Annotated in this window: 13 protein-coding genes; 5 read left to right on the plus strand and 8 right to left on the minus strand. The window is 61.4% G+C overall.

Going from position 1 to position 14177, the window contains the following annotated elements; genetic code table 11:
* Window positions 1–67 precede the first annotated feature (67 nt).
* The gene (locus tag P775_RS06715) at window positions 68–766 is read left to right on the plus strand and encodes a VIT1/CCC1 transporter family protein (RefSeq protein ID WP_099910258.1); all 699 of its coding nucleotides are present in this window, start codon (window positions 68–70) and stop codon (window positions 764–766) included.
* 209 nt (window positions 767–975) lie between these two features.
* Here P775_RS06715 and P775_RS06720 read toward each other — a convergent pair whose 3' ends face one another.
* The 8 genes from P775_RS06720 to P775_RS06755 all read right to left on the minus strand — a co-directional run bounded on the left by P775_RS06720 (window position 976) and on the right by P775_RS06755 (window position 9162).
* The gene (locus tag P775_RS06720) at window positions 976–2865 is read right to left on the minus strand and encodes a heavy metal translocating P-type ATPase (RefSeq protein ID WP_099910259.1); all 1890 of its coding nucleotides are present in this window, start codon (window positions 2863–2865) and stop codon (window positions 976–978) included.
* A 100-nt stretch (window positions 2866–2965) separates the two neighbouring features.
* Window positions 2966–3130 carry a DUF3309 family protein gene (locus P775_RS06725; protein WP_099910260.1) on the minus strand — a complete coding sequence of 55 codons (165 nt, stop codon included), beginning with the start codon at window positions 3128–3130 and terminating at the stop codon, window positions 2966–2968.
* Window positions 3131–3487: 357 nt separating this feature from the next.
* Window positions 3488–4405 carry a carbamate kinase gene (gene arcC, locus P775_RS06730; RefSeq protein WP_099910261.1) on the minus strand — a complete coding sequence of 306 codons (918 nt, stop codon included), beginning with the start codon at window positions 4403–4405 and terminating at the stop codon, window positions 3488–3490.
* A gap of 1 nt (window position 4406) precedes the next feature.
* Window positions 4407–5408 (minus strand): ornithine carbamoyltransferase, encoded by a 1002-nt coding sequence (gene argF, locus P775_RS06735; RefSeq protein ID WP_099910262.1) that lies wholly within the window; start codon window positions 5406–5408, stop codon window positions 4407–4409.
* 61 nt (window positions 5409–5469) lie between these two features.
* On the minus strand, window positions 5470–6693 hold the full coding sequence (gene arcA / locus P775_RS06740) for an arginine deiminase (protein WP_099910263.1): 1224 nt from the start codon (window positions 6691–6693) through the stop codon (window positions 5470–5472).
* On the minus strand, window positions 6690–8135 hold the full coding sequence (locus P775_RS06745) for a YfcC family protein (RefSeq protein ID WP_099910264.1): 1446 nt from the start codon (window positions 8133–8135) through the stop codon (window positions 6690–6692). The genes arcA and P775_RS06745 overlap by 4 nt, the downstream gene beginning before the upstream one ends.
* A gap of 199 nt (window positions 8136–8334) precedes the next feature.
* Window positions 8335–8682, minus strand: a complete 348-nt coding sequence (locus tag P775_RS06750) for a hypothetical protein (protein ID WP_099910265.1) — start codon at window positions 8680–8682, stop codon at window positions 8335–8337.
* 66 nt (window positions 8683–8748) lie between these two features.
* Entirely contained in the window at window positions 8749–9162 is a 414-nt protein-coding gene (locus tag P775_RS06755; protein ID WP_099910266.1) for a hypothetical protein, read from the minus strand.
* 307 nt (window positions 9163–9469) lie between these two features.
* Here P775_RS06755 and P775_RS06760 point away from each other — a divergent pair, with 307 nt between their 5' ends.
* From P775_RS06760 to P775_RS06775, 4 genes are all read left to right on the plus strand, one after another.
* Window positions 9470–9694 (plus strand): hypothetical protein, encoded by a 225-nt coding sequence (locus P775_RS06760; RefSeq protein ID WP_099910267.1) that lies wholly within the window; start codon window positions 9470–9472, stop codon window positions 9692–9694.
* Between the two features lie 284 nt (window positions 9695–9978).
* On the plus strand, window positions 9979–11073 hold the full coding sequence (locus P775_RS06765) for a carboxynorspermidine decarboxylase (RefSeq protein ID WP_099910284.1): 1095 nt from the start codon (window positions 9979–9981) through the stop codon (window positions 11071–11073).
* Window positions 11074–11104: 31 nt separating this feature from the next.
* The gene (locus P775_RS06770; RefSeq protein WP_099910268.1) at window positions 11105–12346 is read left to right on the plus strand and encodes a saccharopine dehydrogenase family protein; all 1242 of its coding nucleotides are present in this window, start codon (window positions 11105–11107) and stop codon (window positions 12344–12346) included.
* Between the two features lie 434 nt (window positions 12347–12780).
* The gene (locus P775_RS06775) at window positions 12781–14163 is read left to right on the plus strand and encodes an NAD-dependent succinate-semialdehyde dehydrogenase (RefSeq protein WP_099910269.1); all 1383 of its coding nucleotides are present in this window, start codon (window positions 12781–12783) and stop codon (window positions 14161–14163) included.
* Window positions 14164–14177: the final 14 nt, after the last annotated feature.

A 14177-nucleotide genomic window follows, 5' to 3' on the forward strand; every position in this document is an offset into this window, starting at 1 on the left:
CATCCGACGGCTCTGGAAACTGCGTATGACGCGGTGCCGCACCCAATCAAGTGACAGGACATCCCACATGAGCCGCATGACGCATTCCGAAACCCACATGGTCCATCGCATCGGCTGGCTGCGCGCCGCCGTCCTTGGGGCGAACGATGGCCTTGTCTCGACCGCGAGCCTTGTTGTGGGGGTGGCGGCAGCGGGATCTGCCCGCCCCGAGATCCTGATCGCGGGTCTTGCCGGGCTGGTGGCCGGCGCGATGTCGATGGCTGCCGGTGAATATGTTTCGGTCAGTTCGCAGACCGATGCGGAACAGGCCGACCTCGCGCGCGAGACAAAAGAGCTGGAGGAGATGCCGGAGGCTGAGCTGGACGAACTGACAGGCATCTATGTGGCGCGCGGGCTGGACGAAACCCTTGCCCGGCAGGTGGCGATCCAGCTGACGAAAAAAGATGCGCTGGGCGCGCATGCGCGTGACGAGCTTGGCATATCCGAGACGGTGACCGCCCATCCGGTTCAGGCCGCACTGGTGTCTGCCGTCACCTTTGCGCTGGGCGCTGTTGTGCCGCTGCTCATCGCGATGCTGGCACCGGTGGCGCAGATCACGCTGGTTGTGGCGCTGACCACGCTTGTCGCGCTGTCTGTTCTTGGGGGTCTTGGCGCCTCTGCCGGTGGGGCGGGTGTTTTCAAGGGGGCCCTGCGCGTGACCTTCTGGGGGGCTTTGGCGATGGCGGCGACTGCAGGGGTTGGGATGCTCTTTGGTGTGGTGGCATGACCACAGCGCGATGCTCTGCATAAAAGGGTGAGGTTTGCGGGTCAGGGCCTGAACTGCGCAAACCTCGGCAGGCGTGATCGGGGGATTCTGTCCTTGTGCGCAGGTTTTTAAAGCATGTCAGGTTAAACTTGGATCGGATATTTGTGGTCTCTCCCTTTGGTGGAACGCGAAATCCGATGCTCGTTGTCTGATGTTGAACCCGAAACGCTTTAAGCTCCGGTTGCGGTCGCGCTGTCAGACGGGCTGCTTATCTGTTTGTGGTGTCGCGGCACGATCCGCAAAGCGCGCAGGGCGTTCAGGATCACGGCCACATCAATCACTTCCTGCAAAAGCGCACCCTGCACAGGTGTCAGGTAACCGAGTGCGGCGGCAATCATGCCCAGCACCGACAGTCCGATCCCGGCCACGACACTTTGGAACGCGATCCGGCGCGCGCGTTGCGCGATTTCGATTCCGGGCAAAAGGCGGTCAAGCTGATCGACCAGCAGGACAACATCCGCCGCCTCGGCAGAGGCCGCAGCGCCGCGCGCACCCATGGCGACCCCAATGTCGGCAGCGGCAAGCGCGGGCGCGTCGTTGATCCCGTCGCCGACCATCATGACCGGGCCGTCCTTGCGTTCGCTGAGCACCAGAAGCACCTTCTGATCGGGTGTCAGGTCAGCACGGACGGCGTCCAGCCCCAGCCCCTTGGTCACGGCATCTGCCACCGCGCGTCGATCGCCCGTCGCCAGAAGAATGCGCGTTATTCCAAGACGGCGCAGGCTGGCCAGCAGGTCGGCCGTGCCGGAACGCAGGGCATCGGCCATCACGATGTGCCCCATCAAAACGCCGTCGATGCCCAGCGACACCACAACTGACCCGGCGCCCGCAAGCGCGCTGTCATTTGCGCCAGCCCCGATCTGTGCCGCGACAAAGTCCACGCCGCCGACAACCACCTTGTGACCATCGATCCGCCCGGTCACACCTTCGCCGGGGGTTTCGATCACGTCCTGGGGCACTGGCAAGGTTACGCCGCGGAGATGGGTCGCCGCAACGATTGCCTGAGCGATGGGATGTTTCGACGCCTGATCCAGAGCGGCGGCAAAATACAGTACCTCGTCTTCGGAGAGATCACCTGTGACAGTGATTGACACAATCTGTGGGCGGCCATCGGTCAGCGTGCCGGTCTTGTCGAGGATCAGCGTCTGGATGCGCGCCAGCGATTCCAGGGGTTTGGCGCCCTTGATCAACACGCCGAAATGCGCGGCGCGGGACAGGCCTGCCACCAGCGCGACCGGCACCGCCAGAATAAGCGGGCAGGGTGTTGCGACGACCAGAACCGCAACGGCGCGGATGGGATCCCCGGTGAACCACCACGCGGCTGTCGCCAACACAACGGTCACAACAAGGAACAGAACGGAATAGCGATCGGCAAGCCGGGCCATCGGCGCCTTTGACGCCTGCGCCGTTTCGACCAGACGGACAATGCCGGCATAGGTGCTGTCATCGGCACGGCGCGCAACCCTAAGGTCAAAGGCTTCACCGGCATTGGTGGCGCCGCTCATCACCTCGTCGCCGCGGCTCAGGCGGACGGGCATGGCTTCGCCTGTCAGGGCGGACTGGTCGAGCATCGCCGTTTCGGCGTCGATTGTGCCATCTACCGGCGCTACATCACCCTGCCGGATCAGAAGAAGATCGCCCGGCGCGATATCGCCCAGCGGCACCTCCTCCAGCGTCCCGTCATGATGCCGGGTCGCCGTGCGCGGTACACGCGAGAGCAGATCACTCATTTCGCGCCGGGCGCGGCCTTCGGCAAAGCTTTCCAGAAAGGTGCCACCCGAATACATCAGCGCGACAACCGAAGCGGCAAGAGGTTCACCGAACAGAAGCGCTGCTGACATCGACAGCGCCGCGACGATGTCGAGCCCGGCCTCGCCTTTCAGCAGGCTGCGCAGGATTTCGACCACAAGGGCGGCAAGGACGGGCAGCACACCGGCAGACCATGCCAGAGCCGCCAGTTCAGGCTGGCCGGCATAGAAAAGAGCGATCCCGGCGATCAGGCCAAGTGCCGCGAGCGCAAGGAGAAAGGTTTTCAGCCGGTCATTTTGAAAGGGGGTCATGTGAGGCGCTTTCAGACGCGTTTGCGGTGGACTGAGACACTGTTCACGCCCTGAAGGGGCCTGGACAGGGTCCATGTTCCGGAGCCGCGTGAGCGAAGATTTAAATCCGGCCCAGCAGCATCAGAACGACAAGGATGATCAGGACCGCGCCCAGCACACCGACGCCGGTGTGGCCATAGCCGTATCCATATCCGCCGAAGCGCCCGCTGAAACCGCCAAGCAGAAAGATGATGAGCAAGACGACAAGGATAGTGCCGAGCGACATCGGTGTGATCTCCAGTATTTTCCGGAAGCGTCTTTTTTGAGAAGGGGTCGGGGGGCATTGGGAGGACGTTCGCGGCTGCCAAGCGTGTCGCCAGATCTTTCGGCGGTCATGTCACACGCAGGGCGCCGTGTCGTTTCTATTGTGGATCGTGAGCGAGAAACACGCGGGATAGGGCGGTTCGGAGGGCGTTCCATCCTATCCCGTGCGTTTCTGACTTGCTCACCACGCAGTAGAGGCTCGCCGGATTTCAGCGAACACTTCGAAGGATCGCACCGTGTTTTCAGGGTTGCACTGATCTGGATCAGTCTGCGGTGCGAAAAGTCGAAATTTCCGGTCCGGCTGGGGGCGTCATGCGCGTCAGGTTGGGTCCGGCCGGATGCGGGTGCCTGCCTGACCTTCCAGAATTGCACGGGCATCCGACAGCTGGCCGATACCTGCCAGCGCACCGCCGCCTTTGACAAAGTCTGCGGCTGCGGCGACTTTTGGTCCCATGGAACCCGGCGCAAGGTCCAGTGTGCCCAGAGCTGATGGTGTGGTGCTGGTGATCTCTTGCTGATCGGCGCGGCCCCAGTCCCGAAAAACGGCAGAGACATCGGTCAGCATCAGAAGGGCGTCTGCGTTGATATCCCGGGCCAGCAGCGCGGCCGTGCGATCCTTGTCGATCACGGCCTCGACCCCCTCCATGTCCCCGGACGCATTGCGCCTGACGGGAATACCGCCGCCACCGGCGCAGATCACGCAGTGCCCCGAGTCCAAAAGCAGCTTTATCGCATCCAGCCCCAGAAGCCTGAGCGGCAGCGGGGAGGGGACAACACGGCGCGATCCGCCGGAGGATTCGCGCACCATGTCCCAGCCATGATCGCGGGCCACCTGCGCAGCTTCGGTCGTGGAATAGACCGGTCCGATCGGCTTGCTTGGGTTGGCAAAGGCGGGGTCGTCTGCGTCCACCTCCACCCGGCTGAGCAGGGTGGCGCATCTGGCCCCTTCGGGGAGGGCATTCATCAGTTCCTGTTCGATCAGATAGCCGATCATGCCTTCCGTCTCGGCCCCGAGCACATCCAGCGGCCAGGGTTTGTCGGGATCATAGGAGGCCCCCTGAAGCGCCAGAAGGCCGACCTGCGGGCCGTTGCCATGGGCCACGACGATCTGATGATCGCGCGCCAGATCCGCGAGGGCCGTCGCTGCGATGCGCACATTCGTGTGCTGGGCAGAGGCGGTCATCGGCTCGCCCCGCCGCAGCAGGGCATTGCCGCCAAGGGCCACAACGATGCGCATCTTACGGCCCCATCGTGGCGACAAGAACCGCCTTGATCGTGTGCATCCGGTTTTCGGCCTGATCAAACACCACCGAGGCGCGGGATTCAAAGACCTCCTCCGTCACCTCCATGCAGTTGATTCCGAACTTCTGGAAGTTGGCTTCGCCCACTTCGGTGTCGCGGTTGTGGAAGGCAGGCAGGCAATGCAGGAATTTGGCATTGGGATTGCCGGTCTTTTCCATCACCGCCGTTGTCACCTGATAGGGGGACAGCAGCGCGATGCGTTCTTCCCAGACAGAGTCCGGCTCGCCCATGGACACCCAGACGTCGGTATAGACAAAATCGGCGCCTTCGAGGCCTTCGGCATGTTTTTCGGTCAGGGTGATCCGGGCGCCCGTTGTTTCCGCGATGCTGCGGCACTGGGTGACAAGGTCGGGGTCTGGCCAGCAGCTTTGCGGGCCGCACAGGCGCAGGTCCATGCCGATCAGCGCGGCACCGATCATCAGCGATGAGCCCATGTTGTTCCCGGCGTCGCCCATGAAGCAAAAGGCGATGTCCGAGAGATGTTTGTGCGTGAATTCCCGCATTGTCATGAGGTCAGCAAGGATCTGGGTCGGGTGGAAATCGTCTGTCAGTCCGTTGAACACCGGCACACCGGAAAACGCGGCCAGCACCTCTGCATCCTTCTGGCCAAAGCCGCGGTATTCGATGCCGTCATAGAACCGGCCCAGAACGCGGGCGGTGTCCTTCATCGATTCCTTGTGGCCGATGTGGCTGCCCGTGGGGCCGAGGTAGGTGACATGCGCGCCCTGATCGTAGGCGGCCACCTCGAACCCGCTGCGGGTGCGGGTGCTGTCCTTTTCGAAGATCAGGGCGATGTTCTTGCCGCTCAGAAGGGGCCTTTCGGTGCCGCTTTGCTTGGCGGCCTTGAGGCTGGCGGCGAGGCTGAGCAGGTGGCGGAGTTCGTTCGGGGTGAAGTCGAGCAGTTTCAGAAAGCTGCGTCCGCGCAGGTTCTGTGGCATGGGATATTCCTTGTGTGTGCCGTCTGTCCCAAGACCGGGTGCCGACCTTGGGTGACAGGTTTTAAATCGCGTCGCGGATCAGAGGGCAGGTCATGCAATGGGAGCCGCCGCGTCCGCGGCCCAGTTCCGATCCGGGAATGGTGATGACCTCGACTCCGGCTTTGCGCAGAAGGGTGTTGGAATAGGTGTTGCGTTCGTATCCGACCACGACGCCGGGTTCGAGGCAGAGCAGGTTGTTGGCGTCGTCCCATTGTTCGCGGGCGGATTCATAGGCATCGCCGCCGGTCGGAATGGTGCGCAGCACCTTGAGGCCAAGGGCATCAGCGACGACCTCAAGGAACGGTTTGCTTTCGACCTCGACCGCGATGCTGTCACCGTCACCGGGGCGCAGGCTGGTGCAGCGGATGGCATCCGCCACTTCGGCAAAGACGGTGACAAGGTCGCGGTCACAAAAGGTGAAGACCGTATCAAGGTGCATGGCGCTGCGCGATTTGGGGAATTGGCAGGCGATGACCCGTGTCGCACCACCCCCGGCAAACAACCCGCGCGCGATCTGGCCGACAGCCTGTGGTGTGGTGCGTTCGCCCATGCCGATCAACACACATCCGTTGCCGATGGGCATGACATCACCGCCCTCGACCGTGGCGGGGCCGTGATCCTGCATCGGGTCGCCCCACCAGATCGGAAAACCCGCATCTTTGAAATCCGGATGAAAGCGGTAGATCGCGGCGAGGTTCAGGGTTTCCAACCGCCGCGCGGGCCAGTGCATCGGGTTCAGCGTGACGCCGCCATAGATCCAGCAGGTCGTGTCACGGGTAAAGATTTGGTTGGGCAGCGGCGGCAGGATGAAATCCGCAGGCTCCAGCATCGGGGCCAGCACGCCACTGGCCGCAACCGGCAGCTCAGCACGGCTCATGCCCCCGATGAGGATGGTGGACAGAAGATCGCCGCTCACCTCCATCAGATGTGCAAGCAGATCATCGGCAAGACCGACGCCGACGGTGTTGTCACTGATCCGCGCCTCCAGCAGCCAGCGCCGCGCCTCGGGGTTGGCCATCGTCTCAGCCAGCAACTGGCGCATGTAAACCACCTCGACCCCACGATTGCGCATGGCATCGACAAAGGTCATGTGCTCGACCCGGGCCTGCTTGACCCAGATCACATCGTCGAACAGCAGTTCGGCGCAGTTGGCGGGGGTCAGGCGGGCCATGGCCGCGCCGGGTTTGTGCACCAGAACGCGGCGCAGTTTGCCCGCCTCGGAATGAACGCCATAGGTGAGGGTCATGTGGGGGTTCCTTGCAGAAGGACGCCGATACTGAGGACGGCCATGATGATGAGGGTGAGACCCAGAAGCACGGGCCAGACAAAGCGCAGCCAGCGTTCATAGGGCACACGGGCAATGGCGAGTCCGCCCATGACGACGGCAGATGTGGGGGTGACAAGGTTTACGACGCCCTCGGCCGACTGGAACGCGGTGACGACAAGGCTGCGCGCGACCCCGGCAAAGTCAGCGACAGGGGCGAGGATCGGCATCGACAGCACCGCAAGGCCCGAGGTGGAGGGCACGAAGAAGGACAGCGCCACCTCGATCCAGTACATGACGTTGATAAAGAGGATGCGGTTCAGACCGGTGACAGTGCCTTCGGCCCAGTGCAGGATCGTATCGGTGATGTGCCCGGCGTCCATTATGACGACGATGCCGCGCGCCAGCCCGATGATCAGCGCCACACCCAGCAGATCGCGCGCGCCGCCGACAAAGGCGTCCACCAGACCCTTTTCACCCAGACGTCCGACCAGACCGATGCCGATGCCGGCAAACAGGAACAGCCCGCTCATCTCGGCCATCCACCAGCCGCCCAGCGACACACCCCAGATCATCACCGCAAAGGTCGCACCGAACAGCAGCAGGACAATCTTGTGCAGGCCGCTGAAGTCTGTGCTGGTTTGTGTGTCCGTGCCGAAATGCGCCTCGTTCGCGGCCTTGAGGTCAAAGACCAGCGAGCGGGAGGGATCCGCCTTGACCCGTTCGGCGTAGCGCATGACGTAGGCCACTGTCGCGGCAAAGGTCACGCCGAGCAGGACCAGCCGCAGGACCAGCCCGTCGGTAAACGGCACGCCTGCGGCATCTGACGCGATCACGGTCGAAAATGCATTTACGGTTGATCCGAGCACGCCAACACCCGCGCCGAGCAAGATCACCGCCACAGCCGTCAGCGCGTCATATCCGGCGGCGATCATCACCGGCGTCAGCAGGACATAGAAGGCGAGCGTTTCTTCGGCCATGCCTTCGGTCGTGCCGCCAAGGGCAAAAAGGCCCATGAGGATCGGGATCATCCATTTTTCGCGCCCCTTCAGCCGCGTCATTGCGCGCTTGATACCCGCGTCTATGGCACCCGTGGCCGTCACCACACCGATGAACCCGCCGATCATCAATACGAACAATGCGACGTCGATGGCATTGGCCGCATAGCTGGAGGGATCGTAGAACCCGGCGATCGGGGCAAGAATGATGTCGAACACGCCCTGCGGATTGGCTGTGGTTGTCGCGTAGGTTCCCGCAACGGGGACCTCTTTGCCCAGTGTCTCTGACGCGACGCGCGCATACTGGCCTGCCGGGATGATCCAGGTCAGGGCCGCGACGACGAGGATCAGTGCAAAGAGGATCGTATAGGCCGAAGGGAACCGGAACCGCTTTGCGGTTTCCGGCGGTGCTGGGATTGGGGGCATGGCGTTGTCCTTTTCCTGTCCGGCCATGAAGCGGCGCAGACTGGTTAAGGTGATGCTAGTCGCGCTTTTCTGTCGTCAGGCTGATGCAGATCAGGGGGGCCACGGAATTCTCTGGCGCGACAGGAGAGGGGCCGCGCGGGGCGCGACGGGGGAGGGGCCGCGCGAGGCGAGACAAAGTCGCCCTCACGCGTGGCCCCGATCACTCAGACGGGGTCTGCTGGTGCGACAGGCGCAGCCATGTGTCGTCATCTTTCACGTAGGTCGAGGTGCAGAGCGCGTCATAGACCGGCAGATCGCCGCGTTCTGCGGACACACGATAGGCGAGAGCGGCAACGTTACCCTGTTGCGACAGAAAGCGGTCGCTCATCACGACCGAGCGCCAGCGCTGGGCGACGTCTGCCTCTCTCCAGAGTGAATCGCCCTGCAGGATTCCAGCCGGGTAGGGAAAGACGAAGACGGCGTTCTTGGCCGTCATGTTGCGGGCGCTTTGGGCACCCTGGGTCCAAAAGTGTTCTTCCTGATCCCAGAGGGTGGCTTCGGTGGTCATGGTGAGTTCCTTTCAGGCCTGGCGTGTCCGCCGACCTTTTTCCGTGTCAGCACTGTACAGCTTGCATCAGCCCTGCGCCATAACAGCGAGCCAGACAAGCAGCAGAACGGTCGCAATGATCCAGTGGATCGGTGCGCCCAGACGTGGCAGCGCTAATCCTGCCGTGGTGCCGTCCGGGGCCCGCCGTGGCGATGCGGATGCTTCGGGCAGGAAAGCCAGCAGGCGCGCAACAACCTCGCCGCTGTTGGCAACAAGTGCTGGCACGTCCTTGAACCGGGACAACAAGGCCTGCAGCCTTTTGCGCGCCGGGACGTCCGCCATTCCAGCCAGATCCGATGCTTCATCCCAGGGGTCTATCCCAAGCCGCGCGAACATCGACAGGACCGTGACGTTTGTGCCGTGCCTGTCTTCGCCGACGGCTGCGCCGAGAAAGCGATCAAATGCCGGATCGCGGGTGAGCTGTGTCGTGGAATTCGCCATTGTGAGATCCTGTCCTGACCCGATGTGGCGCATGTTGCAGCGCGTTCCTGCCGGTGTTGCGGGCCTGTGTCCGACTGCGGGAGCTTAGCCGGGATCGTGCCGTCCGGTATTGACGCAGATCAGGGCCGCTCAAGACGGATGCCGATCCCCGAAAAGCGCGGTGTGGTGGGGTTCGGTGCAGGCAGGGTACCATTGCTCAGCCCCGCAGTTCGTGATGCGCCCCACGGTTCACCCCATCTGATGCGCCGGGGTGGGTCCAATGCCGCGACCTGGGGTCGCGGCCCTTCTTCGTTCAAAGGGCGATCCTGTGAAACATACCAGCCACGCCATTGCCATCTTTCCCGACCACGCCGCTGCGGAAGACGCGGTCAAGACATTGGGAACCGAGGGGTTCGCGATGGAGGATCTGAGGATCATCACCAAAGGCTATCACACCGATGAAAAGGTGATCGGGTTTGACTACGTCGGTGACCGCGTCAAATTCTGGGGCAGCCGGGGCGCGTTCTGTAGCGCGTTCTGTGGCGGGCTTTGAGGTGTGTTTCTGGGCACGCCGCTTGTGGCGCCTGAGCCTCGTCGCGCCAGACCTGTGGCGGCCAAGCGTTGCGTCCGATTTTGGGTCAGTACCGCAAGCTGACGTGCAGAGCTGGGTCACACTGCTGTCATGCGAACAGGCCAGAACGAGGGTTGAGCCAACCGGTAAGGTTTGGTGCGAAAAGGCCAGAAGGTTGTGACTGACCACTCATCGTTTGCCTTGACCGGCGATTTGACCTAATCGGGACGACCATGATCCGGATGGCCCACGAAGAGGACTTTGCCTTGCAAACACCTTATTACCTTATCGATAAGTCGCGTCTTTTGCCCAACATGGAAAAGATCGCCTGGCTGCGGGATGCATCGGGGGCAAAGTCACTGCTGGCGCTCAAATGCTTTGCCACATGGTCGGTGTTCGACTTCATGGCCCAGTATATGGATGGCACGACATCCTCCTCTCTCTACGAAGTCAAGCTGGGCCGCGACAAGTTTCCAGGCGAGACACATGCCTATTCCGTTGCTTATGCGGATCACGAGATTGCGGAAGTTCTGGCAAATTGCGACAAGATCATCTTCAACTCGATTGGCCAGCTGACCAAATTTGCCGCAGAGTCCGAAGGGCATGTGCGGGGATTGCGGGTCAACCCGGGTGTTTCGACCTCTGGCTTTGACCTTGCTGATCCGGCGCGGCCGTTCAGCCGTCTGGGCGAAAGCGATCCGGACCGGGTTGCGGCGGTCGCGGATCAGCTCAGTGGACTGATGTTCCACAACAATTGCGAAAATGCCAGCTTTGCGCGGTTCGATGAGATGCTGGCGCTGATCGAAGACACCTTTGGTGCGACCCTGCACAAGATGACATGGGTCAGCCTGGGCGGCGGCATCCACTTTACAGGCGAGGGGTATCCGCTGGAGCGCCTGGCCGCACGGCTGAAGACATTTTCCGAAACCTTCGGTGTGCAGGTCTATCTTGAGCCGGGTGAGGCCGCCATCACCGGTGCCGCAACTCTGGAAGTGACGGTGCTGGACACGATGTTCAACGGCAAGAACCTCGCCATCGTCGACAGCTCGATCGAGGCGCATATGCTGGATCTGCTGATCTACCGCGAACCTGCAAAAATCAGCCCCGATACGGGCGATCATGACTGGATGATCTGCGGAAAATCCTGCCTTGCAGGCGATATCTTTGGCGAATTCCGCTTTGACGCTGCGTTGAAGCCGGGCGACCGGATTTCGTTCCAGGACGCTGCGGGGTACACCATGGTCAAGAAAAACTGGTTCAACGGTGTGAAGATGCCCGGCATTGCGATCCGGGAACTGGACGGAACCCTGAAAATGGTGCGCGATTTCGACTATGACGATTTCGCCGCCGCCCTTTCCTGAAATTTACGACGACAAGAGGTCTCTTGGTTACATGAAACGAAACGTTCTTATCATCGGTGCCGGTGGCGTCGCGCAGGTCGTCGCGCATAAATGCGCGCAAAACAACGACGTCCTTGGGGATCTGCATATCGCCAGCCGTACAGTGTCGAAATGTGCGGCGATCATCCAAAGCGTGCATGACAAGACTGCCATGAAACAGGACGGTGTGTTCGAGGCGCATACGGTTGATGCCATGGACAGCGACGCCGTGGTCAAGCTGCTGCAAAAGACCGGCGCGCAGATCGTGATCAACGTGGGATCGCCTTTTGTGAACATGACCGTGCTTGAGGCCTGCATCAGAACCGGTGTTGCCTATATCGACACGGCCATTCACGAAGACCCGAGCAAGATTTGCGAAACACCGCCCTGGTATGGAAATTACGAATGGAAGCGCCGCGAGGATTGCGCCAAGGCAGGCGTTACCGCGATCCTTGGTGCGGGCTTTGACCCGGGCATGGTCAACGCCTTTGCGCGCTATGCTGTCGATACCTTTATGGACGAGGTCACATCCATCGACATCGTCGATATCAACGCCGGCTCACATGGCAAATACTTTTCGACCAACTTTGACCCCGAGATCAACTTTCGCGAATTCACCGGCACGGTTTACAGCTGGCAGCAAGGGGATTGGCAAAGCAACAAGATGTTCGAAGTGGGCCGCGAATGGGATCTTCCCGTGGTCGGCATGCAAAAGGCTTATCTGTCGGGGCATGACGAAGTGCATTCGCTGGCCGCGAACTATCCGCAAGCTGATATCCGGTTCTGGATGGGATTTGGTGACCATTACATCAACGTCTTCACGGTGCTGCAAAATCTGGGTCTGTTGTCCGAACAGCCCGTGACGACAGCTGAAGGTCTGGAAGTGGTGCCCTTGAAGCTGGTCAAGGCCGTGTTGCCCGATCCGTCGACACTTGCGCCGAACTATACCGGCAAGACCTGCATCGGTGATCTGGTCAAAGGCACGAAGGACGGCAAGGATGTGGAGGTCTTTGTCTACAACATCGCGGATCACAAGGACGCCTATAACGAGGTCGGCAGCCAGGGCATCTCTTACACCGCCGGTGTGCCGCCGGTCGCGATGGCCATGCTGATTGCCGATGGGACATATGACCACGGAACCATGATGAACGTCGAAGAACTTGACCCCAAGCCGCTGTTTTCCCTGCTCGACAAGATCGGTCTGCCCACACGCGTCAGGGATGCGGACGGGGATCGGGACTGGGACAAGGTCTAGGCCTTTAGGGCCTAAGGTCCAGATCGCTTTGACGCGCGTATCCCGCCTTTGTGCGGGGTACGCGCAACGTAGTTGAAACTGGGCGGGGGGCGGCGACCCTCTTCCACCTGCTCGCCGCGCTTTTGCGGCACCGCTCCATCTCCTTATTTTCTGTCTCGAAAAGATCGGGCCTGCGCGCACCTGCTGCGGGCGGTAGTGGTAAATCTTTCGTTAAGACAGATGTGCATCAGTATGAGCCTCTGTGCACAGGGCCATAGTTTGATCAGCCAGTCACCAGACTGACCCGGTGGCTCTTGTGCCCGAGCGACGCTAGCCGATTCCTTGCGTTTCAACGCGGGGCCGGATTGTGCCGCACGCCCACAGTCCTAGCCAGTTTCAAACAGCTTCGGCACAGCCGAGTTCCATCGCAGCACGATGACGTCAAGGAGAAGACCATGACCTATCAAAGCTTCAATCCCGCCACAGGCAAACTGCTCAAAAAGTTCGAAGAGCTTACGGACGCGCAGCTTGAAGCCAAACTCGCCAAGGCCGCAGATTGCTTTGCGCAGTGGAAGAAGACATCGTTTGCCGAACGTGCCGCAATCATCGCCAAGGCGGGTGAGCTGCTGCACGAACGTGTTGAAGAACTGGCCAAGACCATGACCCTTGAGATGGGCAAGCGCATCGACGAGGCGCGCGGTGAGGTCGAGTTTTCAGCCAAAATCATGGCCTATTACGCCAAGAACGCCGAAAAGTTTCTGGCCGACACCCCGCTGAACCCGGAACAGGGCATCGGGCATATGGAAAGCAGCCCCATCGGTGTCGTCTTTGGCGTCGAGCCGTGGAATTTTCCCTATTATCAGCTGGCGCGGGTCGCCGGTCCGCATCTGATGGCGGGCAATACGCTGGTTATCAAACATGCCGGTTGCGTGCCGCAATGCGCCATTGCGTTTGAGAAGATCCTGACCGATGCCGGCGCGCCCGAGGGGCTGTATACCAACCTCATGGTTTCGCATGATCAGTCCGACAAGATCGTCGCTGACCCGCGGATCAAAGGCGTTGCGCTGACCGGCAGCGTGGCGGCCGGACGCAGCCTTGCCGCCAGCGCTGGCGCGGCACTCAAACCATCGTCGATGGAACTGGGCGGGGCGGATGCCTTTATCGTGCTGGAAGATGCCGATATGGAGCATGCGCTGAAATGGGCGGTCTGGGGCCGGATGTACAACACCGGGCAGACCTGTTGCGCTGCGAAACGGTTCATCATCGCCGAAAAAGTTGCGGATCAGTTCCTGACCAAATTTGAGGCTGCTCTGAGCGCTTTGGAAGCTGGCGATCCGCTAGACGAGGCGACCACGCTTGGCCCGCTTTCAAGCGAACAGGCGCTGGTGGATCTGCTGAAACAGGTGGATGTGGCTGTGAAGCACGGCGCGACGGTTGTCATGGGTGGCAAGCGGCTCAACCGTGCGGGCAGCTACATGCAGCCGACGATCCTGACGGATGTTGCCCCGGACAACCCCGCCTTTCGTGACGAATTCTTTGGCCCGGTGGCCATGGTCTTTCGGGTCAAGGACGAGGCCGCGGCAATCGCGCTGGCCAACGACAGCGACTTTGGCCTGGGCGGGTCGGTCTTTACGGCTGATCTTGAGGCGGGCAAGCGCGTCGCCAGTGCGGTCGATACCGGCATGATGTTCATCAACAACATCAGCTGGTCGGATGCCGATCTGCCTTTTGGCGGCATCAAGGCCTCGGGTTATGGCCGCGAGCTTGGCGACATGGGCATCCAGCAGTTCGTGAACAAGAAGCTGGTCCGCTACGTCAAGGCTGACGCCCCGGTCTGAGGTTCCAGCCTTGG

The sequence above is a fragment of the Puniceibacterium antarcticum genome, assembly GCF_002760615.1.
In the GTDB taxonomy this organism is placed as follows: domain Bacteria; phylum Pseudomonadota; class Alphaproteobacteria; order Rhodobacterales; family Rhodobacteraceae; genus Puniceibacterium; species Puniceibacterium antarcticum.

Bases quoted from the DNA above. Each gene is read 5' to 3' on its own strand.
- P775_RS06715 (WP_099910258.1), top strand. From the start codon at position 68: ATGAGCCGCATGACGCATTCCGAAACCCACATGGTCCATCGCATCGGC.
- arcA (WP_099910263.1), bottom strand. From the start codon at position 6,693: ATGACCCTCACCTATGGCGTTCATTCCGAGGCGGGCAAACTGCGCCGC.
- P775_RS06720 (WP_099910259.1), bottom strand. From the start codon at position 2,865: ATGACCCCCTTTCAAAATGACCGGCTGAAAACCTTTCTCCTTGCGCTC.
- P775_RS06770 (WP_099910268.1), top strand. From the start codon at position 11,105: ATGAAACGAAACGTTCTTATCATCGGTGCCGGTGGCGTCGCGCAGGTC.
- P775_RS06775 (WP_099910269.1), top strand. From the start codon at position 12,781: ATGACCTATCAAAGCTTCAATCCCGCCACAGGCAAACTGCTCAAAAAG.
- arcC (WP_099910261.1), bottom strand. From the start codon at position 4,405: ATGCGCATCGTTGTGGCCCTTGGCGGCAATGCCCTGCTGCGGCGGGGC.
- P775_RS06745 (WP_099910264.1), bottom strand. From the start codon at position 8,135: ATGCCCCCAATCCCAGCACCGCCGGAAACCGCAAAGCGGTTCCGGTTC.
- P775_RS06755 (WP_099910266.1), bottom strand. From the start codon at position 9,162: ATGGCGAATTCCACGACACAGCTCACCCGCGATCCGGCATTTGATCGC.
- P775_RS06725 (WP_099910260.1), bottom strand. From the start codon at position 3,130: ATGTCGCTCGGCACTATCCTTGTCGTCTTGCTCATCATCTTTCTGCTT.
- argF (WP_099910262.1), bottom strand. From the start codon at position 5,408: ATGCCACAGAACCTGCGCGGACGCAGCTTTCTGAAACTGCTCGACTTC.
- P775_RS06750 (WP_099910265.1), bottom strand. From the start codon at position 8,682: ATGACCACCGAAGCCACCCTCTGGGATCAGGAAGAACACTTTTGGACC.